The organism is Streptomyces sp. NPDC017993 (assembly GCF_044328065.1).
Taxonomy (GTDB): domain Bacteria; phylum Actinomycetota; class Actinomycetes; order Streptomycetales; family Streptomycetaceae; genus Streptomyces.
Genome location: NZ_JBIRGO010000008.1, coordinates 294,754 through 316,643 on the forward strand (window position 1 = coordinate 294,754; position 21,890 = coordinate 316,643).

A 21,890-nucleotide genomic window follows, 5' to 3' on the forward strand; every position below is an offset into this window, starting at 1 on the left:
CCGTTTCCTAGGAGTGGGACGGCTCGACGGCCGCCGGCTTCTGCGCCTGCACAATGAACCAATGCCGACTCAGCCGGACGCCCTGATCGACGGTCACCGCGGCGACATACCGATCGAATGCCTCCTGGTCCGCCGCGGAATCGTAGTTGTCGACGATCGGCACTTGATGCAGAAAAGTGTCCAGATCTCCCGCCGAGTGGTAGAACTCCTCGAACCGGAACGCCTGGTTTCTTGTCACTACGAAGCCTGCATCGGACAGTTCTTGAGCAATCTCCTCCGACAAGGGCGTGCCGTTCCAGCTGTCGAAGTTCTGGCCGCGACCGAACGCTTCCTTCAGCTCGCGCGCGTCCTGCTCCCCGATCCCCATGTACATCACGACCCCACCGGGCCGCAGCACCCGCTCGAATTCGCCGGCGATCAGCGGACCGCGGCGGGAAGTGACCACATCGGCGTACCCATCGGGCAGCCCTGTGCGGGCGGCATCGCACAGCTCAAACGAGACGTGCGGCAGGCCTGCCTCCGCTCGGTACCCCGCGGCGCATTCCAGCATCGACGGCGACAGATCTATCCCGGTCACGGCGCCGTACGTACGAGAGATGCGCAACAAACTGCGGCCGTCGGCGCAGCCGACATCCAGCAGTCGGGCGTGCGGCGCTCCCAGTGCAGTCGCCAGTTCATCGAAGACGGTGTCCGGGCGGCCGTCGGGGAATACGTCGGTGCTCCGCGCATCGCTGAAGTACCCGCCGAACCGCTCGGCCACCCGGGAGTAGAACTCCGCGTCCATCGTCATCAGCCGTGCACCTTCCTCTGAACCACGGTTGTGCTGCGCTGCGATTCGGTTTCCGGGACGCCGAACGCGGCGGGCGTCACCGCGTCCCGGGTCACTACGGTCATTCGGACCACTCCTTGAGGCCGTCCCCTGAAGGGGCGCCGAGGTCGGCAGGACCCAATCTCCGGTGTCGCCCTATCGGCCCGGCATCACGGCGCATCCACCACGGGACGGGGCCGGGATAAGGCGGTGATAGCGCGAGCATGCGGCCGCGATGGGCAGCTGGTTCACGCTGGTTTCAGCAATACCCGGACGGATTGCGAAACGGGTTGCGAAGGGAGGAGAACTGAGATGGCCATCAAGAAGTCGCTGGCTGCCGCAGGAGCCGTCGTCGTGCTGGTCCTGGGCGCGTTAGGAAATCAGCACGGCGTGGAGCAGGGCCCGGTCGCCATGACGCCGGCCGGCGAAACACCCGCCCGCAACACACCGTGGACGTGACGGGCCGGCATGCCTCCTGGTATCAGCCGACCGACGTCATCGACCTGCCCAGGATGGCAACGATGTCAGCCCGTACGGCAGCGGCCCCGCCGTGGTCCAGGATCCGCTCCCGAATCCTGGCCGATCGCGAGTAGTACTGGACGGCCTGTTCCACGCGACGCAGGTGGGCATTGACCCGGCCGAGGTCGTGCAGCACATACCCCTCTCCGACCAGGTCGCCGCTCGCCCCGACCATGGCGAGGACCTCGAGCAGGGTCCGTTCCGCCGCCTCGTACCGCTGCTGGTACATCAGCATTTGGCCCAGCCGCCGCAGTACGAGGGCTTGGCCCCGGTCGAAGCCGGCTGACCGGCAGATCCCGAGAGCCTCGTCGAGATACGAACGGGTTCGCACGAAGTCGGCTCGCCGCATCGTGATGTGTGCCATCTCGCCCAGCACGTAGGCCCGGCCGATGACGTCCTGCGCCCGCAGGAAGTTGCGCTCGGCGCTCTCGTAGAGGGCCAGCGCCCGATCGTCGTCACCTTTGTGCCGCTCGATGCGCGCCAGGTCACGCAGACACAGCGCTTGGCCACTCAGCTCCCCGACCCGCTCGAAGATCTCCAAAGCGGTGCTGAGGTAGGGGCCTGCTGCCTCGTGCTCGCCCCGGTACAGGTGCAGGGTCCCCAACGAGCCGAGTACCGCGGCCCGGCCCCGTTCATTGCCGGCTTCCTGTACCGCGGTCAGCGCTATCCGATGTGTGCGCTCCCAGAGCTCGGGATAGCCACGGGCCTCGAAGAGCGTCACCAGAGTCGTGGCCAGCTCCCAGCACAACTCGTCCAGCCCGGACCGGGCCGCCAACTCGACCGCGTTCAACAGGTTGGTCTGCTCGCTCTCCAGCCAGCCGAGCGGGTCGCGGAGGCACCGCTGGACATGGTCCTCCGGCGGATGCCACCGCTCGCCCCGGCCCGCCACGATGGTGTACGCACCGCCGTGGATCTCTTTGTGCGCCCCCTCAGCGAGCGCCATCCAGCCGCCGACCATACGCCGCACCGCTCCGGCGCGTTCCGCCTCGGGAATCTCCGCGGGCAGCCGTTCATGCGCGAACATCCGTACGATCTGCGACAGTCCGCATCGGAACTCCCCGCCCCGGTCCATGGCGGTGATGTCGAGGAGTCGCATGTCGATCAGCGGTTCCAGCAGGTCAGCGGGGTTCGGCGTGCGGTCGTCGATGAGGGCGGCACCCAGCCAGCTCGGAGCCTCCGTCCCCTCGGCCAGGCTGAGCAGGCACAACAGGCGACGGTCGGCCGCCGCCAGGCCGTCGTAGCTGAGCGAAAGACTTGCCCGGATTGACAGCTCGCCGTGTGCCAGCTCGTCCAACCGGCGCTGCTCGTTCTCAAGCCGGTGCCACATGGAGGTCAGTGACCAGTGCGGGCGCGCGGCCAGGCGCGCGCCGATGATACGCAGCGCGAGGGGCAGCCCGCCCACCAAGCGTATGACGACCCGCGCTGCCTCCCGCTCGCTCTCCACCCGGCGCTCTCCAATGATCCGCCCCAGGAGCTGGATGGCCTGTTCCGGGCACAGCGGCTCCAAGTCGAACCGGCGTGTGCCCGGCAACGCCGTGAGCTGGCCGCGGCTGGTGACCAGCACGCCGCTGCTGCCGGTTCCGGGCAGCAGCGGCATCACCTGCGACTCGCTCGCCGCGTCATCCAGCAACACCAGGATCCGGCGACCGGCCAGCAGACTGCGGTACATCTCCGCGCGCTCGTCAAGCGCGTCGGGTATGGCCTGGCCCGGTACGCCCAGCGCTCGGAGGAACCGCCCCAACGCCTGTGCGGGGCCCACCGGTTGTCCGCCCGGCCCTCGGAGGTCGCAGTAGAGCTGTCCGTCCGGGAAGTACTCGGTTGCGAGTCGGTGCGCCACATGCCTGGCCAACGTGCTTTTGCCGACGCCAGGTCTGCCAAGCACCAGGACCACGTTCAGTTGCCCCTTTTCCTGTCCCTCGGTGACGGCTTCGCAGACCGCTGAGACGATCGTGTCGTCGGCCACGAGGTCGCCGATGTCGGCGGGAAGTTGCCTTGGGGTGACGACCGGGTCGGGATCGGCGCTGCGCTCTTGCACCACCTCGGGGAGCGGCGTCGCCGCGAGAGAACGTGGTTCGGCCGGTTCGGCCAGTGCCAGGTCAGCGTCGTCGGTCAGGATTGCTTGTGCCAGGTCGCGTAGTTCCCTTCCTGGATCCAGGCCCAGTTCTTCTGTGAGCATCGCGCGGCCCTGGTGGTAGGCATCCAGCGCCTCCGCCTGCCGGCCCGAACGGTACAACGCCACCATGAGGTGCCCCCGCAGCCGCTCGCGCAGCGGATGGTCGGCGACGAGCTGCATCAGCTCGCCGACCAGGTGCTCGTGACGGCCCAGCTCCAGCAACAGCCGCATGCAGGTCTCCACCGCTTCCAGGCGGCTCTCGTCCCACTGCGCTGCCGTACCGGCCAGGACTTCGCTGGGTACACCGGCCAGGCACCGCCCCCGCCACAGGCCAATCGCCGAGCGGAGCGTGTCCACCGCAGGCATCTTCAGACCGTCACGGGCCAGCGCATGTGCCTCTGTTACCAGGCGACGGAAGGTGCCCACGTCGGTCGCATCCGCCGGCGCCCTCAGGATGTAGCCACCAGCACGGGTCTCGATGGTGGCGTCAACTCCCCCGTCCGAAAGTGCCTTGCGGAGCCGGGAGATGCAGATCTGCACTTGGGCGCGTGCGGTCTTCGGCGGATGGTGAGCCCAGATGACGTCCACCAGCCGGGTCGTCTCCACCACCCGGTTCAGTTCGAGCACCAGCGCCCCGAGGACGATCTCTTGACGCCCCGGTGCCACGGATACGGCCCCCAGCTCGCCGCTCACCTCAAGCGGCCCGAGCACCCGGAAAGGAGCTGCCGCTACGCCGCTGCCGTCGTAACCTGACGAGACTGCCATTGCATAACCTGCTTCTGTGGTATCAGCCAGGCGAAGTGGTCCGGCTTGCAAAGTTGGACGGAACTCATACCGACCTGGCTACTCAGCTGTAGCCGTTGGCAGCGTCGCCAAGCACCTCCAAGAGCCCGGCTGTCGCCGACCGTCGCCGTGCCGGTTCGGCCGGGGCCGGGCCCGGCGTGTGTTCAGCCGCCTTCGACTTGCCGTCCCACGGATGCCCACCCGCCGTTGCGTTCCGGGGCGGGGAGGGCTCCGCCGACGTGGTGTCGTTCATCGAGACTGCTCCGATCAGCGGTGTACCGGGACGGGGGACGGAAGGAAGGGTGCGGTATGCGCGGCTGGATGAGACCGAGGTCGTGGTGTAGCGCGTCGCTGGCCCGGAACGTGCGCTCCATGTGCTGTTCGTGCCAGGTCCGGCCGGTGACGTGCAGTCCCACGACCAGGTCGGCGTGCGGGTCAGCGGAGGGCTGACGGTGCTCCACAACCCGCAGTGCCCGAAGGCGACCGAGGAGACGTGCCGGTGGCACTCGGGCTTCTCAACGCGACGGCCAGGCCCAGGCGTTCCTTCACCCGGCTCTGGAAAAGTGGTGGCGATACTGGCCCGGAGTGACGCCCAGGGTGCGTTTGAAGCGGCGGTGCAGGGTCTCGGCGAAGCCGAAGCCGCAGGCTCGGGCGATCGCGTCGATGGTGGTGTCCGTCGTCTCCAGAAGAGCCCGGGCAGCCTCGACGCGGACGGTCTCCACGTAGGCGGCCGGGGTGAGTCCGGTCTCGGCGCGGAAGACCCGGGTGAAGTTGCGCTCGCTCATACCGGCCCGTTCGGCGAGCACCCGGACGGTCAGGTCGTCAGCGAGGTGGTCGGTGACCCATGCCTGAACCTCCCGCAGCGGCTCACGCGTGGGCCGCTGCGCGGCGAGCTGGGTGCTGAACTGGGCTTGGCCGCCCGGGCGTTGGACGAACATCACCAGCATCCGCGCGACGGCCCGGGAGACCTCGGGCCCGTGGTCCTCCTCGACCATGGCGAGCGCCAGGTCCATCCCCGCCGTGATTCCGGCGGAGGTCCACACCGTCCCGTCGTGTACGAAGATCTGGTCCGGGGTGACCGTGACGTCCGGGTGGTCGTGGGCCAGCCGCTCGCAGGCCGCCCAGTGCGTGACCGCGCGCCGTCCGTCGAGCAGCCCGGCCCGCGCGAGCAGGAACGCGCCCGTACACACGGAAGCGACCCGCCGGGCCCGGCCGGCCGCCGCCCTGAGCCAGCCGATGAGCTCTTCATCGTTCACCGCCTCCCGATCGCCCGGTCCACCGACGACCACCAGCGTGTCAACCGGTCCCTCACACTGCTGGACGCCACTGCCGGCCGCAACGTCGATTCCGTGACAGGCCCGCACCGCTCCGGCCCGGCCCGCGACGATCTCAACGGCATAGCCATCCTCCTCGGGCACCCACCGCTGCGTCTGCGCGAACACCTCATGCGGTCCCGTCAGGTCCAGCACCTGAAACTGCGGATAGACGAGGAAGACGACGCGCCGTTGTGTCACCTGTGCATCTTGGCCCGCCGTGTCATTTGGCGGCAAGGACACAAACATGACGATCTCCGCCATAAGTTTGGTGCCAGGTTCCGCTTTCGGTGGGTGCAGCTGCAGGCGACGGGGCGGGTGCGGCACTTGGGGGCAGGCGCTGCGACGTGACGAGGGCGAGCAGGCGGTGGTCCGCCGTCTGTCGTCGGCCAGGAAGGCGCCAAAGGGTGCTGTCAAGTTGACCGGTGAGCGAGATGATCTTCGCGTTGGTCCTGGCGGGAGGGGCTTGTCGTGGAGAGCGCGTCGCCGTCGTACACCGACCACCGCCACCCGGTGGAGATCATCGCGCACTGCGTGTGGCTGTGCTTCCGGTTCCCGACCGGCCAACGCGGCGGAAAGGAGGCGGTGTTCGTCCTCGGGGCGCTTCGTCCACGCCGCCACGAGGTACGACAGACGTAATCGGCACGTCGGCTGACGCCGCTTCACCACGCGGGCGGGCACCACCACGAGAACCCGAGCCGGCGGCACGGCGGTGCCGTATGTACAAGCGTGTGTCGACCGGATTGAGTTGAGCACCCTGCCTCCTGTCCGCGACCCCCGCCACTTCTGTGGGGTCAGAGGCGGACTGAGGCGTCCCGGTTCCGTTGCACAGGCGCGCGACCATGGTGGTTCTTCTCACGGTGCGGGTCACACCACCGATGTCCGGCGCGCTCCGTCCTCGTGAGTGAGGGCGTTCACCTCCGCACAAGGAGGCTGGGTTTTCCCGACCGGCTTGTGCACCAAGGGAAGCAGCACGGCTGCCGGCCACCCGGTTTTTCAGGTGCTGCGCGCTCGCTGCTCCGACGGCGCCTCCGCGATCTCCTTCCCCCCGTCCATCAACTTCTCTACTCGTCGGAGCCTGGCGAGCAGGCGGCGAGCAGTACGGCCAGCCCGCCCGCGCCGGCCGCGCTCAGAAAGCGCCGGCGCGATGTGTCGGGGAGCGCCTCGCGCCAGGTACGGGCAGGCGGGGCAGCGGGGCTGTCCTGGTCGGAACCGATGGCCGGTCCGGGCATGACGGTGTCTCCGTGTCTTCGGGATCGGGGGAACGCGCGGTGAGGGGGAGCGGAAATCGGGGCATCCCGGCGACGGGCGAACAGCGCACGGACACACGGCATACGAAGGCCGGGCGGGGGGATCCGTGGTGCGGTTACCTGCTGGGGTGGGAAGGGCGCGCCGCGACAGTGGGGCGCGCGAGGAGGGCCTGGCGGGTCAGCTGGCCACCGAGGCCATACCGGCGGTACGCGTCGTACCCACCGGACCGGCCGGACACATGGACGCGCCGACCCGCAGCAGGTCCACATGGAGCCTGCGCGTCGTCAGCAAAGGGGTCGCGGCGGTCACGCCGTCATTCCTACCGACCGCGGCTGACGGCCCGCAATGGCCGGGCTGTTTCAGCTTCGAGACGGTGGCGTGACGAGTCCGGTACGTGCGCTTCCGTCGTCACTCGGGTCGCCTACGCTGTGCCGGTGGCCATCAACCGACGCATTCACGCCACCGCACCGCGGTCCGGAGCAGGCGCCATCTGCCGCCCCGCCCGCTGTTGTTGACGCCTGTCCCTGATCCGTCATCACCGACGCTCCACCCGTCGTCCGCGGGTTTCCAGGGCCCCAGGGGGCAACCACCATGCAGCACACCCCGAGTCACACCACGACCCACACCCAGACGCACGCCCACACCCACGCCCAGCGCCACTTCACCGACCGCACCCCCGCCTCAGGTCGCTTCCCCTCCGTGGAGGACCTGCTCACGGCGGCCAGATCCCGGCTCGACCGGCTCACCCCACGACAGGCCGCCGACGAACTGGCGGACGGCGCACTCCTGGTGGACCTCCGCCATGAACCGACGCGCCGCCTCACCGGCGAGATCCCCGGCGCGCTCCTGCTCGACCGCAACGACCTGGAATGGCGGCTCGATCCGTGCAGCAAGTGGCGGATAGCGGAGGCCGCCGACCACAACCTGCGGGTGATCCTGCTGTGCACCCGCGGCTATGTCTCCAGCCTGGCCGCTGCCGGATTGCACGACCTCGGACTGCACCGGACGACCGATGTCATCGGCGGCTTCGAGGCGTGGCAGCGGACGGACTGTCCGGTGGCGCACAGTGTCACCATGACCGGTTCGTATGTCGGCGCCCAGGGCGGCACCATCACCCTGGACCACGGCGAGCAGCGGATGGTGGTCAACGGCCGCTCGATACCGCTGACCCGTATGGAGTTCAAGGTGATGGCCGAACTGCTGCGCAGCAGCGGCCGGGTCGTCTCGCGGGACGAACTGCGGGCCTGCATCGGTGACTGGGCGGGCAGCCACAGCCGGTCCGTCGACCTTCATGTCCACCGTATCCGGCGGAAGTTGGGGCCAGGACCGGCCGCGACCCTGACGACGGAATGGGGGGTCGGCTTCCGGCTGCGCACCGGCGGCGGCTGAGCGGGTATCTATGGGGCGTCGTTCAGCCGGCGTACGGCGGTTCCCATTTGCGTGAGGGCCCGCCGCAGGATGTCCGGGGAGGTGGCGAAGTTCAGGCGCACGCGTCCGGCGCCGCCCGTGCCGAAGACGTGTCCGGAGCTGAGGGCGACCCGGGCGTGGTCGAGGAACATCTTGGCCGGCCCGGCCAGGTCGCTGACGATGCCCGGCCCTTCGGCGTGGTCGTCGTGGAGCGCGAGGTGGGTGCAGTCGAGCCAGGCGAGGTAGGTGCCCTCGGGCGGGGTGTAACCCACGCCGGGGAGATGCTCGTCGATCAGGCCGCCGAGGAGCTGCCGGTTGGCGTCGAGTCCTCGCAGCAGGTCGTCGAGCCACTCGCCTCCGTCGCGCAGCGCCGCGGTGTGGGCGAGGATGCCGAGGTGGCTGGGGCCGTGGCCGACTTCTTCGGGCAGCCGGCTCAGGTCCGCTGCGGATTCGGTGCCGGCGATGGCCAGGGCGGCCTTGAGGCCGGCGAGGTTGAACGCCTTGGACGCGGAGGTCAGCGCGAATCCGTCTTCGGAGCCGGCGACGCTGAGGTAGGGCGTGAAGGTGGCCCCGGGCAGCGCCAGGGGGGCGTGGATCTCGTCGGAGACCACGCGCACGCCGTGCCGTCGGGCGAGGGCGGCGACCGCTTCGAGTTCGGCGCGGGTGTGGACCACGCCGGTGGGATTGTGCGGGTTGCAGAGCAGGAACGCCGCGCGGCGGCCGTGGCGTCGGGCCCGGGTGAAGGCGTCCTCCAGAGCGTCGAGGTCGATACGCAGGTTCGGACCGAGAGGGGCTTCGGTGACCTCGCGGCCATCGTGCGCGACGAAGGCATAGAAGGGCGGGTAGACGGGTGAGCACACCACCACGGTGCTGCCCGGGTCGGTTATCAGCCGGAGCACTTCGACGATGCCCAGCATGACGTCGGGCACGATGGCCGTGTTCTGGACGCGCAGGTCGTTCCACTGCCAGCGTGCACCGGCGAACGCGGCGAACGCCTCGGCGTAGGCCGTGCCGTAGGGGTAGCCGGTGTCACCGAGAGCCATCGCGGCCCGCAGCGCCTCGGCAACGGCCGGGGCCGGCTGCACGTCCATCTCTGCCACCCACAGCGGGAGGACGTCCTCGGGGTACGCGCGCCATTTCATGCTGGTGCGCTGTCGCAGCTGCTTCAGCGACAGCTGGACGAGCGGGTCCGTCCGCGTGGCGGAGGCGTCCGTGGGCGAGGGATCGGTCATGGTGTGCTCCAGAGTCCAGGAGAACATCGTGGGCGGAATTGAGCATATGCGCGACGTGGTGCCGAGCGCCCGGAAGTCGACACGGGCGGGATCGTCGCTGGTGAGGGCACCTGCCGCCCTGCTTGGCGAAGCCCGTCCTGCCGCCGGGCTCGGCATCAGTCGCGCTTCCGTGCGGCGAGGACCGCGCTGAGTGCGACGGCGGCGTCCAGGAGGGCACGGGAGCGCGCCGCGATGCTCGCGTCCCGGGCCGCCAGCGCGGCTGCGAGGTCCGCCGACCGGTGCCCGCGCCGCAGGCCCGGCATCAGGGCTCGCAGCGGGTCGATGCGATACCCGGCGCTGCGCAGCTGGTGGACGATCCGGGCGTCCCGAGTATGGGCCGGTGAGTACCGTCGCGTGCCCCGCGGGGAGATCCGGTCAGGAACAACGAGCCCCTCGGCGTCCCAGTGCCGCAACGTCGACGGGCGCACTCCGAGCGCGGCGGCAAGTTCGCGGACGCTCATCGCATCCGAAGGGCGGACGCCCTCGATCGCCTCGGCACGGATCGCCGCGGCCGCCTCCTGGGCGAGCGCGAGGTCCGTTCGCTCTCGGTCGAGCCGGGCGTGGACCGCGTCGAGAAGGGCGAGGGCCTCCGAGGCCGGGCGCTCGTGCACGGCCCGAAGAATCCGTTTGGCCTCCACCGGCCCCGTGCCGGCCGCGAGGGCCCGGTAGGCCAGCACGGAGTGCAGATGAACCTCTTCGTAGGCACGGTAGCCCGCAGCCGTGCGTGTCGCCGGCGGCAGCGCCCCGGCCCGTTCGAGATTGCGGACCTGTTGAACGGAGTACCCGGCACGTCGCGCGACATCAACTGTGCGCAGGGCCGATGACTTGAGAGTTGACACCCACTGATCCTCCGTCTTCCGGCTCGAAGTCTCCACAAGCACTTTAATAAGACGCTTGAGGACATGACCATCGACGAGATCATCGAATTCGTGGCCGGCCTTGAGGGAGTCCTGGCCGTCACGCCGGGCCCCGGCGACGGCTCACCGGAGATCAGCTGGGGAGACACCTACTTCTTCCACTCTCCTGACGGCGTCACCCCGACCGCGGCGCAACCCTTCGCGACGATCGTGACGAAGAACTACCCCGGCGACGAGCGATCGCGCCTGGAGCGCCCGGACACGTTCCGCGTCAATATCGCCGCCGGCAAGGAAGCCTTCATCAACTGGACCGGCCACGCGCCGCGCGAGTCGGCCCCCGACGACGACCCCGCCGTCACCGATGCCGTGACGGCACATCCCGTCTACGGCTCCGTCGGCTGGCTCGCGGTGGTGAACCCGGGCCCGCGGACCGAGTCGGCAGTGCGCGACCTGCTCCGCGAGGCCCATGGCCTCGCACAGGCGCGTCACGAGCGGCGGAGGGGGTCCACGACGAGCTGAACGGCACGTCGCGGGAGCTCCCGCGGCCGAGTACACCTGGGCCGCGGCCCGGACCCACAGCCCGAGAGGGGGGCTCGCCCACCGATTCCGGCCGGGTGACCCGTACGGACCCACTCGTCCCGACCACCCCTGACGCAGGGGATGTACCTCAACCTCCGCCCGTGGCTCGCGGTGGTCTACCTGGCCGCCTTCGTCGCACTCGGCCCGGAGCGGCTCAAGCGGCTGGCCAAGCGGCTGCGGGTCTGAAGTGTGCCGCAGACTCGGCTGCGCACTCCCGCGGCTTCCGCCTTTGCTCGGATCGAGACAGAAAGCACCCACCCGATCCGCATCCCAACCGCCTTGTGGGGCACGCGAGTACCGCAGGTCCAATGAAAGACAGCCGACGAACGCCGTCGCCGCGTTCCAGCAACCCACATATGACCGCGCGTAATCGCGGAGAACGGAGGCCCCTCATGGACTGGCGTCAACACGCCGTCTGCCGTGACGAAGATCCCGAGCTGTTCTTCCCCATCGGGAACACCGGCCCGGCCCTGCTCCAGGCCGAGGAGGCCAAGGCCGTCTGCCAACGCTGCCCGGTCATGGAGGAGTGCCTGGAGTGGGCGCTCGAATCCCGTCAGGCGTACGGAGTGTGCGGTGGCATGAGTGAGGACGAGCGCCATGCGATGCGGCGCCGCGCCGCCCGTAACCGGGCGCGCAAGGCCACTGCATAGCCAGGTCACCTCCAGGGGAGGCCGATTCCCTTGGGGCGGACCGCAAGCGGACCCTGTCGACGACGGCGGCCCTGGCAGAGCGCCAGGGCCGCCGTGCTTTGTCGCCACCCGCGGATCGAGGCTCCGGGGTACGGGGCCCGGCCCCGACCCGGCGGCCGGCCTTCAGAGGTGCCAGCTGATGGTCCCGTTGTGGGCGGACAGCACCACCAACAGCACGATGTCGACGGTGCCGAACAGCAGCCCCAGGTAGGCGCGCAGGCGCCGGATGGTCCCGCGGTAGAGAGCCGCGGCGCCGAAGAAAAGGGCGCACGGGCCGAAGACGATGTTGAACACCAGGAGGCCCAGCAGGCCGCAGACGAACGCGGCGACCGCCATACGGTCGGCCTGAGGGTGCGGTCCGGTCTTCAGGGGGATGCGAGCGGAGGTCATCGGCCGGCTCCCTTCGTCGTGCTGCCGGCCTTACGACGCTCCCTCGTGAAGAAGATCACCAGCCAGGCCGCGATGGCGATTCCGGCGACGACCGTGACGGGCACGGGAACATGCCCCGCGGTCCCTACCAGTGCGCCGAACAGAAACAGGGCTACGACCAAGAAAAGCATGCTCCGCCTTTCCGTATGGGGGACGGCAGGGAGCCGGCGCATCGGCTTGCCGACGCGCTCGAGGCTCCTGCTGGCGGCACCAACTGCGCCCTCGGAGCGGTGCTTTGGCCCTGGTACCCGGATCCTCGGCTTCTAACGGGCGCCGCCCCCGGCGTTCGCCGCCCCGCGCGTCCGGTCTCCGGGCTTCCCCAGCCAGTCGACGCAGAGCACCACCGAGTCGTCCGGCGATCCCGCGGCACGGAAGTCGGTCAGGTCACGCAGTACGGCGCGGGGCACGGCGGCGGCCGGCAGCAGCCTGCCGGCGTGGATGGCCCGGGCCAGGGCACGTTCCGCGTACGCCTCCCCCTGCGGCGACTGCGCCGCGTACACGCCGTCGCTGACGACGAGCAGCCGGTCCCCGGGCAGCACCTCGAACTCCTGCGCCTTGTAGTGCGTCTCCTCGAACATGCCGAGCGGCATCTGGGGATCGAGTTCTATGCGCTCGATCGCTCGTCCGCGCATCCGCCACAGCTGGGGCGACCCGGCGTCCACGGCCTGGGCCCGGCCCGTCGCAAAGTCGAAGCGCAGCAGCAGGGTGGATACGTGTGCGGCGCCCCGGTATTGGGCGTAGAGGGCCTGGTCGGCCAGTGCCGCCTGGTCCTCGATGCTGATGCCGGCCCGGCGCGCGTTGCGCAGCGCGTTGACGGCGAGGTGGGTGAGCATCGAGGCGTTGACGCCTGTGCCCATGCCGTCGGTGACGGAGAGGGTCAGCTCGTCGGCGTCCGAGGCCCAGTCGTAGTTGTCGCCGTGGGTGGCATGGGCGGGTTCGAGCTGGGCGCCGATGGCGTACTCGTCGGCGGAACAGGCTCTGGCCGGGAGGAGTTGCCACTGCATCTCGGCGGCCAGGGTGAGCCGGCTGATGCGTCGCGCCCGCTGGTAGACGTCGGTGTCGCGCTCGGCCACCAGGAGTTCGTGGCCGAGCAGGCCGGCCGCGTGGACAAGGTCGTCGACGGTGTCCGGAACGGACCGCTCGACAGGCAGCCGCACCGTGAGGATGCCGGTGCGCTCCCCGCGGACGGTCACCGGGAGGTGGTGCTCGACGACGTCTCCGTGCCGGGTCTGCTGGTGGGGCTGCCGGCTGCCGAACGCTCTGCCCTCGGCGCTGTTGGCGACCGGGATCGGCGCGGCGGCGGCCCCCACCGCACCGAACGGAGCGAGTGCCGTCGCCCCGTGGTCCGCGAGCAGCAACTCCACGGAGAGGGCCCCGTAGTGCTCGGCGAGCACGTCACGAAGCGTGTCCACCAGAGCGTGCGGGGCCGAGGCCCGCACAGCTCGTTCTACCTCACGACGTATGGTCACGGTCTCTCAGGCATTCTTCGTCCGTGGACGAGGGCATAGGGCGGGTGCCCCTCGCGCCTTGAAGCGGTGCGGGCGCGTAGGGGTGGGTAGGGAGTCCTCCCGCCAGGAGGGGGCCTTGCAGTCACAGCCGCGTGCCCTTCCGGTGCGCGGCAGGCTCGGCGGCGGAAGATGTCGCGGCGTGGCGGACACCGGCTGCCGGTGGCACCCGGTGGCGCGTACGCGGGAGTTGGCAGCTCTGGCCGGGCGCAGGGGGCCGTAGGCGGTCAACAGCGTGGTGGCGGGGCTCGATGCGTTCCACGCGGCGGCCTCCTCCCCCTTGGCAAACGAGGGTGACAGCCCACGCAGGTCGGCGGCCACGCTCATGTTCTGACAGCGTGTAGCGGATCTCAGGCCGCTTCTTCGTCCCAAGCCACGCCAGGCGCAGCCGCCTTGCGATGTGACGAGAACAGATTGTTGCCTTATGGCGAATGTTGTCAAACGGCAACTATCGCTTCTATCCTGGTCCGAGCTGGTCACGTGGCCGTGTGGAACGCCCCGACCGCTGCATTGCTCAAACCGTCAGCCCCGACAGCGAGGTTCACCGTGCCGCCCCAGCCCAGTGGAGGCCGACCGATCGAGAGAATGCTGGTCGTGTGGCAGGAGCGCGACGCTCTCGTCGTCGCCGTCTCGGGACATCTCGATCTCGACAACATCGCGCCACTGGGCGAGACCCTGCGGAAGGCGGCCGAGGACGGTGCCGGCCCGGTCGTCGTCGACCTGTCAGCAGTGACCTTCGCCGACTCCACCACCGTCAACGTCCTGCTCCAGGCGCACGCCGCGCTCGGCCCGGCCCTGCGCCTCGCGGCCCCCTCCGACTTCCTGGAACGGCTCTTCACCCTCACCGGGCTCGACACCGTCCTGCCGCTCCACGAGTCCGTGGCGAAGGCCATCGACGCCGATCCGTCAGCCCCCCTCGGAGCCGACGGCGGCGACCGCGAAGGCTAGCTCTCCCAGCGCTGCGACCAGCGCGCACCGCTCCTCCTCCGGCATCCGCCGCAGCACCGCAGCCATCCGCTCCCGCCGCTTCGCCCGGAACCGCTCCAGCAGCGCACGGCCCCCAGGGCTCACCTCCAGCCCGATCTCACGCCGGTCGGTGGCCGCCGGCCGGCGCAGAAGCAGACCCGCGGACTCCAAGGCGGTACAGACGCGGCTGGCGCGCGGCAGGCTGAGTCCCACGGCAGCGGCCACCGCGGTCAGAGTCCGTCCGGGAGAGTCCGAGACGACGGACATCACCTTCAGACCGGGAGGAGTCAGTCGCGGCTCCACCGAGGCGGCCGCCTCTCTCATCAGGTCCGCGATCGCCTCACCCGCGTCAGCCAGCTTTCCCGCAGCCTCGCGCTGCGCCTCGCTCGGCGGTTCGGCGCCGTCGCCTTGCATGAGCGCATCCCGTTCTCGCTGCCCGGATCACCCGGCCCTGCCGCCGCCCGTGGCACGGCGGCGGGCGGACAGCGCCTCAGCGCGACAGAGCCGCCTGTACCGTCTTGCCGCCGCCGGGGCCCGGGAGGACCGCGACGTCGAGGGCCAGCGTGTGCACCATGGGCCATCCGAAGCCGCCGTCGCTGCCGGACAGGTCGGGGCTGCGCCTCTGTGGGTGTGCGGGGCTGGGGTCCTCGACGAAAACCTCGATCCTCTCGCGGTCCGCGCGGAGGTGCAGGGCCGTGACGGCGCCGGCGTGCCGTAGCGCGTTGGCGACCAGCTCGGACACCAGGAGCAGCAGGTTCTGCGTGGTCAGCGCGGGAGGCTCGGGGCGGAGCAGGGCCGCGAAGCTCCGGACGAAATCGCGGGCGTCCGCCGCGGAGTCCGGCCGGCAGACACGCTGCACCGGCTGTGACGGATGGTCGTCAATCGCTAGCTGGCGTTGCATGGCCTTCTTCCCCCCACTCGTAGGTTCCCGTTCTCATCGGCTGTCCGTGACGCGTCTACCCAGACAATCGATCGGGAAAAGAGCGTGTTCGGTCGGCTGCGGTGTGCGCCGCTCAAGGCTGCCGCGCCAGGGGTGCCCGCCCTGCGGATTCTCCGCCCGGCGAACGGCCAGGGCAAGCGTGTCGTCCGGATGCAGGATGACGGTGTGCATGTCCTCCGCGACGGCACCGGGGATCTCCTGCACCGGGCGTCCGGCATGGGCCTGGGCGCTCTTGACGAGCCGCGCCTCGCCTTCGACGGGGTCCCGTCGGCTCTCGGTCAGGCCGTCGGTGTAGAGCACGAGGAGGTCGCCCGCGTGCAGCGTGTCCTGCAGCACGGACTCGCTCCCGGGAAGCGGAAACCCGATGCCCCGGCCGCGGACCTCCAGATAGTCGGCGGTCCCGTCGGCGCGGACGACCAGGGCCGGCGGGTGGCTGCCGTTGGCCAGCCGCAGTGCGCCGGTTTCCGGGTGAATCCGGGCAAGCAGGACGGTGGCCATGAGGTCGGGGTCGAACGGCGCGAGGATGTCGTGGGTACGGGCCACGATGGATTCCAGCGGATGGCCTTCGAGGGCCAGTGTGCGCACGGCGTGCGTGACATTGAGCGCGCTGCGGGTACTGCGCACGCCGTGCCCCAGCGCGTCCACGACCGTGATGTGCACCGAGCCGTCGGGGAGCAGGAGCCAGTCGTAGAAGTCGCCTCCCGTGGGTGCGTCCGGATCGGCCGGCGCGTAGTGAACGGCGAGATCCACACCGCTGACGGTGATCGGCGGGGGCCGCAGCGCGTCCTCCAGCTCGCGCAGGATCTGCCCGTGCGCCCGGCGCAGTTGCTCGTCCCTCTCCTCCAGTTGGACGTAGAGGGCGAGCACGCCGCTGTTGGTCTCGGCGATTTCGTCCTTGAGCCGGTGCAGTTCGGTGCTGAGGGTGTCGACCCGGGAGAGCGCGACGCCGAGATCGCTTTCGAGGGCCGCGATCTCCGCCTCGTACGCCTCGGCGCCCGCTGCCTCCCGGGTACCGCCCGGGGCGGACGCGGCTCCGCGTGGCGCGGGCAGCGCGGCGACACGCGTCACGCCCTCCCCTTCGTCGGGTACGTCGAGCGGAAGGCGCCAGGCAACGGTGCCGTCCGGCGCGGCCTGCCCGGGCAGCGGCAGGTCGGCCGTGCTCGGCGACGCCGGCGTCCGTCCGGCATGCAGCGTGACGGCCAGCAGCGTCTGTCCACCGGGCACGGTGTGCTCGACGGCCTCCAGGCGGACGGGACCGCCGGCGTCGAAGGCGGCGGTGGCAATCCGGGACACGGAGAGCAGCAGACGCGCTCCGTTGTGGGACGGAAGCCGGTGCGCTTCGCAGATTCCCCGGACGGCGCGGCGCAGGCCCGGCAGGGTGTGGAAGGTGTGGGGGCTCACGGGAGTCTCTGGCTGGGTCGGGCGGCGATCACGGTCGCGTCGTCGCGGCTGAGGCGGTGGCTGTGGGCGAGGGACGCGGCGAGCAGGAGCGGCGGCAACCGGTGCACGAATGCCGAGGGCGCCTGGGCCCATCGCTGGTCGATGCCGTCGGAATGCAGCACCGCGGTGGCGCCGGGCGGTACGGGAAAGGCCCGCACCTGCGGCGTTGTCATGTTCAGACCGGCTATGCCGGGCTGGCCGGTCAGGCGGTGCCCCACCTCCAGTGGGGACAGTGTCAGGACACGGACGTTACCGATGCCGCTGTACTCCGCGCGGCCGGGATGTAGGCGCAGCACGCCCACCGCCGCCCCCCGGGTGCGGCGCAGCGCCCGATGCATGGCGGCGAGCAGATCGGGCAGCGGAAGGTCCGGCGCCCGGTGGAAGGACCGTATTGCCGTCTGCGCGGCCTCGGCCGCCTGGGGGCCGTGGCCGAGGCCGTCGACGACGACCGCGGTGCGGGCGGTGCCCTGATCGACGACCGCGCAGGCGTCGCCGCTGAGCTGCTCGCGATCCGCCGGCAGGCAGATGACGCCCACCTCCTGGCCGGCCGGCGGTGTGGCGTCGGGCTCGGCGAGGCGGGCGCAGACGAGGGTGCCGGCCCCGGGCTGCGTACGGATGGTGAGGGCGGTGGCTATCCGCTTCACGGCTCCCAGCCCGGCACCGAGGGTATTGCTGGTGGTGTAACCGTCGGCGAGGCACTGCCGCAGTTCGCCGATGCCGGGACCGTGGTCCGCGGCGACGATCTCCATCCCGCCACCCAGGGGCAGGGGCTGGATGAACAACGACCCGCTGCTCGCGTGTTTGGCCAGGTTGCTGGCCAGTTCCGAGGCGATGACGGCGGCCTGGTCGGGCAGCGCACCCGGCAGGCGGCAGCGCCCGGCGACCGCACGGGCGGTCTCGGCGGCGAGATGAACGGCGCTGTAGTGGTCCACCGCGATGTGTGCCGTCGGCAGGGCCTCGGGGGAAGTCACCGCCCCGCCCATCGCGTGGCGATCACGGTCGTGCCCTGCCCGGGCACGGTGTGCAGATCGAAGTCGTTCATCAGGCGTCGGGCGCCCCCCAAGCCGTGACCGAGTCCCGCGCCGGTGGTGAAGCCGTCGGCAAGCGCCGCCTCGACGTCCGGGATGCCGGGGCCGTCGTCCTTGACCGTCAGCCGCAGCCCGGCGTTTCCGCCCAGCGTGAGCTGGTCGATGGTGACGGTTCCCCCGCCGCCGTGGATGTAGGCGTTGCGTGCCAGCTCGCTGGCGGCGGTGACCACCCGTGTCTGGTCGACGATGCTGAATCCGGCGCGCAGGGTGGCCGCCCGCACCGCGTGGCGGACGGTCAGCAGGTCTTCTTCGGTGCGCACGTCCTGGACCGTCCGGTCCGTCCGCGCGTCCCGGTTGGCGGCGTCGAGCGCCGTGGTGGCCAGAGCCACCGCGTTGTCAGTGTTCCGGGCGGAACTCACCCCGGCCCCCTCCGGACGGCCGTGGGCTCTGACGCCAGCCCATCGCAGCCATTCCTTGCTCGGCGTTGAGTGCCGTCTCCACCCCGGTGAGCTGGATCCCCAGCTCGACGAGGGTGATGGCGACCGGCGGCCGCATCCCGGCAACGATCACCCGGGCGCCCAGCAGCCGCGCCATGGTGGTCAGCTCCATCAACGTACGGGCCACGAAGGAGTCGACGATCTCCAGCCGGGAGATGTCGATGAGGACACCGCGCGCTCCGTCGCTGCTGATTCGACTGGTGAGCTCCTCGGTGAACGCCACGGCGGTCTTGTCGTCGAGTTCGTTGAGGAGGCCCGTGACCAGCACGTCCCCCAGACGCAGGATCGGGACGCCGCCCGAGGCCGGCGTGCTCATCGCTTGTCCAACGGCGCGTGGTCCGTTGCGGCCGCCTCGGTGAGCTTGACGGCCTCTCCGAGGGCGTCGGCGAGGGTGGCGCGGGTCAGGATCGTCGACAAGTCGATCCCGAGCTGCGCGATGGTCTGGGCGATGGGCGGCCGGATGCCGCTGATGACGCAGTCCGCGCCCATCAGACGCACCGCGTTGACGGTGTGCATCAGGTGTTGGGCGACAGCGGTGTCGACGGTGGGCACGCCGGTGATGTCGATGATGGCGACCAGCGCCTCGTGCTCCTGGATGGCCTGGAGAAGGTTCTCCATCACCACCTGAGTGCGTGCGGTGTCGAGCGTGCCGATCAGCGGCACGGCCAGGACCTGGCGCCACAACCGGACGACCGGCGTGGAGACCTCCAGCAGCTGCTGGCTCTGGCGGCGGATGATCTCCTCGCGGCCCTCGACGAAGATCTCGAACGAGAGCGCACCGGCGCTGTCCAGCAGGCGGTTGATCAGCACCGCGCTGCGGAAGAGGTCGTCCCCTTCGCGGGTCCGCCGCTGGACGGCCTCCAGCAGGGCTTCCTTGAGCGACAGCACCGCCAGGGAGGTTGCGGTGGGGGAGACGCCTCTGCGGGCCCGGCGCATGGAGATCTCGGACACCGTCCGGTGCATCTGCTCGTGCGAGGTGACCACGCGCTCCACCGGGAGCCCGAGCTCCAGGCCGGACAGCAGGGCGCCGACCAGGGCGTCGGCCTCCTCGCCCAGCTCGGCCTCGCTCACCTCCCCGTCCAGCGACGGCTGCGCCAGCTGCAACTGCACCCAGCGGTCCGAGATCTCATCGGCCTCTTCGCGCAGCACGCTCGTGACACGCTCGCGTGCGGCAGCCTCAGCGGAACCCAACTCTTCGGTCCTCTCGGTCCTGGGCCGGCCCTCGGTGCCCGTCGGACTGCTCGCCCTGCGGTGCGGCCGGGCCGACCACGCTCGTCGATAGTTGCCTTCGGGCAAATGTTATCGAGCGCGATCAAGCCCGGTAACCCGCGGGCCCCCTCTTCACCCGCCGAGGCGGGGAATGGCCGGAAGGCCGGATCAGCGCGGTGATGTTGCGGCCGGAGAGCGGATGTGAGACCCGTACTTTTCGGAGATCCGGCAGTACGGCGGCCCGGTCGTCGGCTGCGGGCCGCGCGTCGTGGGTGATCTCACGGCGGCGACCGGCGACAAGGTCCGTAGCAGGTCGGCGGCTACGGACCCGGGCCACGGCCGGAGGCCACCTCCCGCGGAGTGACCCGGCAGGCGGGGCTCACGGAGGCGGCGAACTCAAGGACACCGACAGTGGACGCACCACGCCCCGCACTCAGTCGAGACCGTCGCCGAACCAGTCAAAACACAGCACCAAGGCGTCATCCAACGTCTCCGCCTCACGGTATTCGGCCACATCACGCAGGACCGCACCCGGCACCAGGGCGGCAGGCAGCAGACGCGTGGAGTGCAACGACCGCGCGAGCGCCGCCTCGACATACGTTCCGCCCCCCGGTGAGGGCGCCTCGTACACCCCGTCGCTCACGAAGAGCAGCCGGTCCCCCGGCGCCACCACGAAGCTCTCCGCCGCGTAGTGGGACTCCTCGAACATGCCCAGGGGCAGTTGCCTGTCCAGTTCGATCCGCTCGACGGACTTCCCCCGCAGCCGCCACAACTGCGGCGACCCCGCGTCGACGACCTCCATCCGCCCCGTCGCGAGCTCCACGCGCACGAGCAGCGTCGATACGTGGGACGCACCCTGGTAGTGGCCGTAGACCGCCTGGTCGGCCAGTGCCGCCTGGTCGGCGAGGCTGACGCCGGCCCGCCGAGCGTTGCGCAGGGCGCTAACGGCAAGGTGGGTGAGGAGCGAGGCGTCGACGCCCTGCCCCATACCGTTGGTGACGGTGAGGGTCAGCTCGTCGCCGTCCGAGGCCCAGTCGAAGTTGTCGCCGTGCACGTCGTAGGCGGGCTCCAGCTGGGCACCGAGGGCGTACTGCGCGGTGGTGCACGCCCGGGCAGGAAGCAGCTGCCATTGCATCTCCGCCGCCAGGGTGAGGCGGCTGACGCGGCGTACCCGCTGATAGACGTCGGTGTCCCGCTCGGCGACGAGGATCTCGTGCCCCAGCTGGTCGACCACCTGTCTGAGCTCGTCGAGGACCGCGGGCGTGGAACGGTCACCGGGAAGCCGGACCGTCAGAATGCCGATCCGGTCGCCACGCACCGTCACGGGCAGATGGTGGTCGACGGCGTCACCGTGCGGCACCTGCTGCTCGCGCCGTTCCTGGCTGCCCAGCGCACGCCCCTCCGGACTGCCGGCGATGGGCAGCGGGCCGCCCCCGTCCGCCGAAGGGTCCCACGGGCTGAGGACCGTTCCGCCGTAGTCCGTCAGATACAGGCACACAGAAGTGGCCCCGTAGACGGTGGTGAGGTGGTCACGCACGGTGTCGAGCAGGGCGTGGGGGGCCGACGCGCGCAGCGCCCTCCCCGCGTCGAGACGCTCAGTCATGGTTTCGCGGAACCCCTTCGTGCCGGGCCAAGGGCAGGGTCGGTCTGACAACGGGACGCACAGGGTGACAGAGTGTTCGTGTGTCCCGTTTCACCAGTCGGTCCCCTTCCCGCGAGCAAGCGAGCGCGGCGGCTCTTGCCGCCTCGGAGCTGCTCGAGGTTCTGTGGGGACGCGGACAGGAAGCGGCGCGCTCGGCGGAGGTGTCCCCTTCCCAGCTCCGCGCCCTCCTGGTGATCGAGAAGCGGGAAGGTACGAATCTGCGCACGCTCGCCGAAGCGCTCGCCTCGCGTCCACCGGCGGTGAGCAGACTCTGCGACCGCCTGGAAGCGATGGGTCTGGCCGAACGGGGCCCCAGCGCGACGAGCCGGCGCGAGGTCGAGCTGAGGCTGAGCTTGCGCGGCCGGGTGCTGCTGGAGGAGTACCGCGCGGCACGGAGCCGAGAGGTCACGGCGACCCTGGAGCGGATGGAACCCGCCGATGTCGCCAAGCTCGCGGCCGGCCTGGAAGCCTTTCACGCGGCGTTCGCGCGGCTCGCGGCCGACGAGGGTGGCCCGTCCGTCCGGGACGACAGCGTCGCGGACAGTGCCTAGCCTCACCTGAACTCCGCCTCTCGATCCGACATTCCCACCGGAAATCGCTCTGCGCGGACGGGACAAACGGGGCTTCGCCGCACGAGCGACGTT

The 21,890-nt window shown here is 70.4% G+C and carries 25 protein-coding genes and 1 pseudogene; 7 read left to right on the plus strand and 19 right to left on the minus strand.

Annotated elements, in window-relative coordinates; all coding sequences use genetic code 11:
- Positions 1-7 precede the first annotated feature (7 nt).
- Complete coding sequence (locus ACH4FH_RS17365; protein ID WP_398556685.1) at positions 8-790, minus strand: class I SAM-dependent methyltransferase; 783 nt, start codon at positions 788-790, stop codon at positions 8-10.
- A 330-nt stretch (positions 791-1,120) separates the two neighbouring features.
- On the opposite strand from ACH4FH_RS17365, the gene ACH4FH_RS17370 reads away from it, so the two are divergent.
- Positions 1,121-1,267: a hypothetical protein gene (locus ACH4FH_RS17370; RefSeq protein WP_398556686.1), complete on the plus strand. Its 147-nt coding sequence runs from the start codon at positions 1,121-1,123 to the stop codon at positions 1,265-1,267.
- Between the two features lie 22 nt (positions 1,268-1,289).
- Here ACH4FH_RS17370 and ACH4FH_RS17375 read toward each other — a convergent pair whose 3' ends face one another.
- A complete protein-coding gene (locus tag ACH4FH_RS17375) occupies positions 1,290-4,205 on the minus strand; it encodes a BTAD domain-containing putative transcriptional regulator (protein WP_398556687.1) in 2,916 nt (971 codons plus the stop codon).
- Between the two features lie 563 nt (positions 4,206-4,768).
- Complete coding sequence (locus tag ACH4FH_RS17380) at positions 4,769-5,737, minus strand: GlxA family transcriptional regulator (RefSeq protein WP_398556788.1); 969 nt, start codon at positions 5,735-5,737, stop codon at positions 4,769-4,771.
- 270 nt (positions 5,738-6,007) lie between these two features.
- Here ACH4FH_RS17380 and ACH4FH_RS17385 point away from each other — a divergent pair, with 270 nt between their 5' ends.
- Positions 6,008-6,175 carry a hypothetical protein gene (locus tag ACH4FH_RS17385; protein ID WP_398556792.1) on the plus strand — a complete coding sequence of 56 codons (168 nt, stop codon included), beginning with the start codon at positions 6,008-6,010 and terminating at the stop codon, positions 6,173-6,175.
- Here ACH4FH_RS17385 and ACH4FH_RS17390 read toward each other — a convergent pair.
- From ACH4FH_RS17390 to ACH4FH_RS17400, 3 genes and pseudogenes are all read right to left on the minus strand, one after another.
- Positions 6,149-6,292, minus strand: a pseudogene (locus ACH4FH_RS17390) (hypothetical protein); the annotation flags it as partial. The gene ACH4FH_RS17385 and the pseudogene ACH4FH_RS17390 overlap by 27 nt on opposite strands.
- Before the next feature lie 308 nt (positions 6,293-6,600).
- Positions 6,601-6,768, minus strand: a complete 168-nt coding sequence (locus ACH4FH_RS17395) for a twin-arginine translocation signal domain-containing protein (RefSeq protein WP_398556688.1) — start codon at positions 6,766-6,768, stop codon at positions 6,601-6,603.
- Between the two features lie 196 nt (positions 6,769-6,964).
- Positions 6,965-7,096 (minus strand): hypothetical protein, encoded by a 132-nt coding sequence (locus ACH4FH_RS17400; RefSeq protein WP_398556689.1) that lies wholly within the window; start codon positions 7,094-7,096, stop codon positions 6,965-6,967.
- Between the two features lie 282 nt (positions 7,097-7,378).
- On the opposite strand from ACH4FH_RS17400, the gene ACH4FH_RS17405 reads away from it, so the two are divergent.
- Positions 7,379-8,176, plus strand: coding sequence for a winged helix-turn-helix domain-containing protein (locus ACH4FH_RS17405; RefSeq protein ID WP_398556690.1), 798 nt, complete (start codon positions 7,379-7,381; stop codon positions 8,174-8,176).
- Between the two features lie 8 nt (positions 8,177-8,184).
- Here the strand turns inward: ACH4FH_RS17405 and ACH4FH_RS17410 are convergent, their stop codons facing one another.
- Together ACH4FH_RS17410 and ACH4FH_RS17415 are read right to left on the minus strand one after the other, a co-directional pair.
- Complete coding sequence (locus ACH4FH_RS17410) at positions 8,185-9,426, minus strand: MalY/PatB family protein (protein WP_398556691.1); 1,242 nt, start codon at positions 9,424-9,426, stop codon at positions 8,185-8,187.
- Between the two features lie 155 nt (positions 9,427-9,581).
- Complete coding sequence (locus ACH4FH_RS17415; protein ID WP_398556692.1) at positions 9,582-10,304, minus strand: MerR family transcriptional regulator; 723 nt, start codon at positions 10,302-10,304, stop codon at positions 9,582-9,584.
- A gap of 63 nt (positions 10,305-10,367) precedes the next feature.
- Here ACH4FH_RS17415 and ACH4FH_RS17420 point away from each other — a divergent pair, with 63 nt between their 5' ends.
- Positions 10,368-10,841 (plus strand): DUF6194 family protein, encoded by a 474-nt coding sequence (locus ACH4FH_RS17420; RefSeq protein ID WP_398556693.1) that lies wholly within the window; start codon positions 10,368-10,370, stop codon positions 10,839-10,841.
- A 452-nt stretch (positions 10,842-11,293) separates the two neighbouring features.
- On the plus strand, positions 11,294-11,551 hold the full coding sequence (locus ACH4FH_RS17425; protein ID WP_398556694.1) for a WhiB family transcriptional regulator: 258 nt from the start codon (positions 11,294-11,296) through the stop codon (positions 11,549-11,551).
- Between the two features lie 162 nt (positions 11,552-11,713).
- Here the strand turns inward: ACH4FH_RS17425 and ACH4FH_RS17430 are convergent, their stop codons facing one another.
- The 3 genes from ACH4FH_RS17430 to ACH4FH_RS17440 form a co-directional block, all read right to left on the minus strand.
- Entirely contained in the window at positions 11,714-11,980 is a 267-nt protein-coding gene (locus ACH4FH_RS17430; protein WP_398556695.1) for a DUF4190 domain-containing protein, read from the minus strand.
- On the minus strand, positions 11,977-12,141 hold the full coding sequence (locus ACH4FH_RS17435; RefSeq protein ID WP_398556793.1) for a hypothetical protein: 165 nt from the start codon (positions 12,139-12,141) through the stop codon (positions 11,977-11,979). Before ACH4FH_RS17435 ends, ACH4FH_RS17430 begins: the two co-directional genes overlap by 4 nt.
- A 141-nt stretch (positions 12,142-12,282) precedes the next feature.
- On the minus strand, positions 12,283-13,431 hold the full coding sequence (locus ACH4FH_RS17440) for a PP2C family protein-serine/threonine phosphatase (RefSeq protein WP_398556696.1): 1,149 nt from the start codon (positions 13,429-13,431) through the stop codon (positions 12,283-12,285).
- Positions 13,432-14,109: 678 nt separating this feature from the next.
- Here ACH4FH_RS17440 and ACH4FH_RS17445 point away from each other — a divergent pair.
- Entirely contained in the window at positions 14,110-14,472 is a 363-nt protein-coding gene (locus tag ACH4FH_RS17445) for an STAS domain-containing protein (RefSeq protein WP_398556697.1), read from the plus strand.
- Here the strand turns inward: ACH4FH_RS17445 and ACH4FH_RS17450 are convergent.
- The 8 genes from ACH4FH_RS17450 to ACH4FH_RS17485 all read right to left on the minus strand — a co-directional run bounded on the left by ACH4FH_RS17450 (position 14,431) and on the right by ACH4FH_RS17485 (position 21,207).
- The gene (locus tag ACH4FH_RS17450) at positions 14,431-14,904 is read right to left on the minus strand and encodes a MarR family winged helix-turn-helix transcriptional regulator (RefSeq protein ID WP_398556698.1); all 474 of its coding nucleotides are present in this window, start codon (positions 14,902-14,904) and stop codon (positions 14,431-14,433) included. The two genes, ACH4FH_RS17445 and ACH4FH_RS17450, sit on opposite strands and share 42 nt — an antisense overlap.
- Before the next feature lie 76 nt (positions 14,905-14,980).
- The gene (locus ACH4FH_RS17455; protein ID WP_398556699.1) at positions 14,981-15,391 is read right to left on the minus strand and encodes an ATP-binding protein; all 411 of its coding nucleotides are present in this window, start codon (positions 15,389-15,391) and stop codon (positions 14,981-14,983) included.
- A 33-nt stretch (positions 15,392-15,424) separates the two neighbouring features.
- On the minus strand, positions 15,425-16,831 hold the full coding sequence (locus ACH4FH_RS17460; RefSeq protein ID WP_398556700.1) for a PP2C family protein-serine/threonine phosphatase: 1,407 nt from the start codon (positions 16,829-16,831) through the stop codon (positions 15,425-15,427).
- Positions 16,828-17,841, minus strand: a complete 1,014-nt coding sequence (locus ACH4FH_RS17465; protein ID WP_398556701.1) for a SpoIIE family protein phosphatase — start codon at positions 17,839-17,841, stop codon at positions 16,828-16,830. Before ACH4FH_RS17465 ends, ACH4FH_RS17460 begins: the two co-directional genes overlap by 4 nt.
- Positions 17,838-18,317 carry an anti-sigma regulatory factor gene (locus ACH4FH_RS17470; RefSeq protein WP_398556702.1) on the minus strand — a complete coding sequence of 160 codons (480 nt, stop codon included), beginning with the start codon at positions 18,315-18,317 and terminating at the stop codon, positions 17,838-17,840. Before ACH4FH_RS17470 ends, ACH4FH_RS17465 begins: the two co-directional genes overlap by 4 nt.
- The gene (locus ACH4FH_RS17475; protein ID WP_398556703.1) at positions 18,295-18,711 is read right to left on the minus strand and encodes an STAS domain-containing protein; all 417 of its coding nucleotides are present in this window, start codon (positions 18,709-18,711) and stop codon (positions 18,295-18,297) included. Before ACH4FH_RS17475 ends, ACH4FH_RS17470 begins: the two co-directional genes overlap by 23 nt.
- A complete protein-coding gene (locus ACH4FH_RS17480; protein ID WP_398556704.1) occupies positions 18,708-19,586 on the minus strand; it encodes an STAS domain-containing protein in 879 nt (292 codons plus the stop codon). The genes ACH4FH_RS17475 and ACH4FH_RS17480 overlap by 4 nt, the downstream gene beginning before the upstream one ends.
- A 451-nt stretch (positions 19,587-20,037) precedes the next feature.
- Positions 20,038-21,207 (minus strand): PP2C family protein-serine/threonine phosphatase, encoded by a 1,170-nt coding sequence (locus tag ACH4FH_RS17485; protein ID WP_398556705.1) that lies wholly within the window; start codon positions 21,205-21,207, stop codon positions 20,038-20,040.
- An 80-nt stretch (positions 21,208-21,287) separates the two neighbouring features.
- Between ACH4FH_RS17485 and ACH4FH_RS17490 the strand changes: the two genes are divergently transcribed.
- The gene (locus tag ACH4FH_RS17490) at positions 21,288-21,797 is read left to right on the plus strand and encodes a MarR family winged helix-turn-helix transcriptional regulator (RefSeq protein ID WP_398556706.1); all 510 of its coding nucleotides are present in this window, start codon (positions 21,288-21,290) and stop codon (positions 21,795-21,797) included.
- The last annotated feature ends 93 nt before the right edge of the window (positions 21,798-21,890 follow it).

What these genes read in the sequence shown, in the direction of transcription:
- ACH4FH_RS17365 (WP_398556685.1), bottom strand. Translation starts at nt 790, where the DNA reads ATGACGATGGACGCGGAGTTCTACTCCCGGGTGGCCGAGCGGTTCGGC.
- ACH4FH_RS17370 (WP_398556686.1), top strand. Translation starts at nt 1,121, where the DNA reads ATGGCCATCAAGAAGTCGCTGGCTGCCGCAGGAGCCGTCGTCGTGCTG.
- ACH4FH_RS17375 (WP_398556687.1), bottom strand. Translation starts at nt 4,205, where the DNA reads ATGGCAGTCTCGTCAGGTTACGACGGCAGCGGCGTAGCGGCAGCTCCT.
- ACH4FH_RS17395 (WP_398556688.1), bottom strand. Translation starts at nt 6,768, where the DNA reads ATGCCCGGACCGGCCATCGGTTCCGACCAGGACAGCCCCGCTGCCCCG.
- ACH4FH_RS17405 (WP_398556690.1), top strand. Translation starts at nt 7,379, where the DNA reads ATGCAGCACACCCCGAGTCACACCACGACCCACACCCAGACGCACGCC.
- ACH4FH_RS17410 (WP_398556691.1), bottom strand. Translation starts at nt 9,426, where the DNA reads ATGACCGATCCCTCGCCCACGGACGCCTCCGCCACGCGGACGGACCCG.
- ACH4FH_RS17420 (WP_398556693.1), top strand. Translation starts at nt 10,368, where the DNA reads ATGACCATCGACGAGATCATCGAATTCGTGGCCGGCCTTGAGGGAGTC.
- ACH4FH_RS17425 (WP_398556694.1), top strand. Translation starts at nt 11,294, where the DNA reads ATGGACTGGCGTCAACACGCCGTCTGCCGTGACGAAGATCCCGAGCTG.
- ACH4FH_RS17430 (WP_398556695.1), bottom strand. Translation starts at nt 11,980, where the DNA reads ATGACCTCCGCTCGCATCCCCCTGAAGACCGGACCGCACCCTCAGGCC.
- ACH4FH_RS17445 (WP_398556697.1), top strand. Translation starts at nt 14,110, where the DNA reads ATGCTGGTCGTGTGGCAGGAGCGCGACGCTCTCGTCGTCGCCGTCTCG.
- ACH4FH_RS17450 (WP_398556698.1), bottom strand. Translation starts at nt 14,904, where the DNA reads ATGCAAGGCGACGGCGCCGAACCGCCGAGCGAGGCGCAGCGCGAGGCT.
- ACH4FH_RS17455 (WP_398556699.1), bottom strand. Translation starts at nt 15,391, where the DNA reads ATGCAACGCCAGCTAGCGATTGACGACCATCCGTCACAGCCGGTGCAG.
- ACH4FH_RS17475 (WP_398556703.1), bottom strand. Translation starts at nt 18,711, where the DNA reads ATGAGCACGCCGGCCTCGGGCGGCGTCCCGATCCTGCGTCTGGGGGAC.
- ACH4FH_RS17485 (WP_398556705.1), bottom strand. Translation starts at nt 21,207, where the DNA reads ATGACTGAGCGTCTCGACGCGGGGAGGGCGCTGCGCGCGTCGGCCCCC.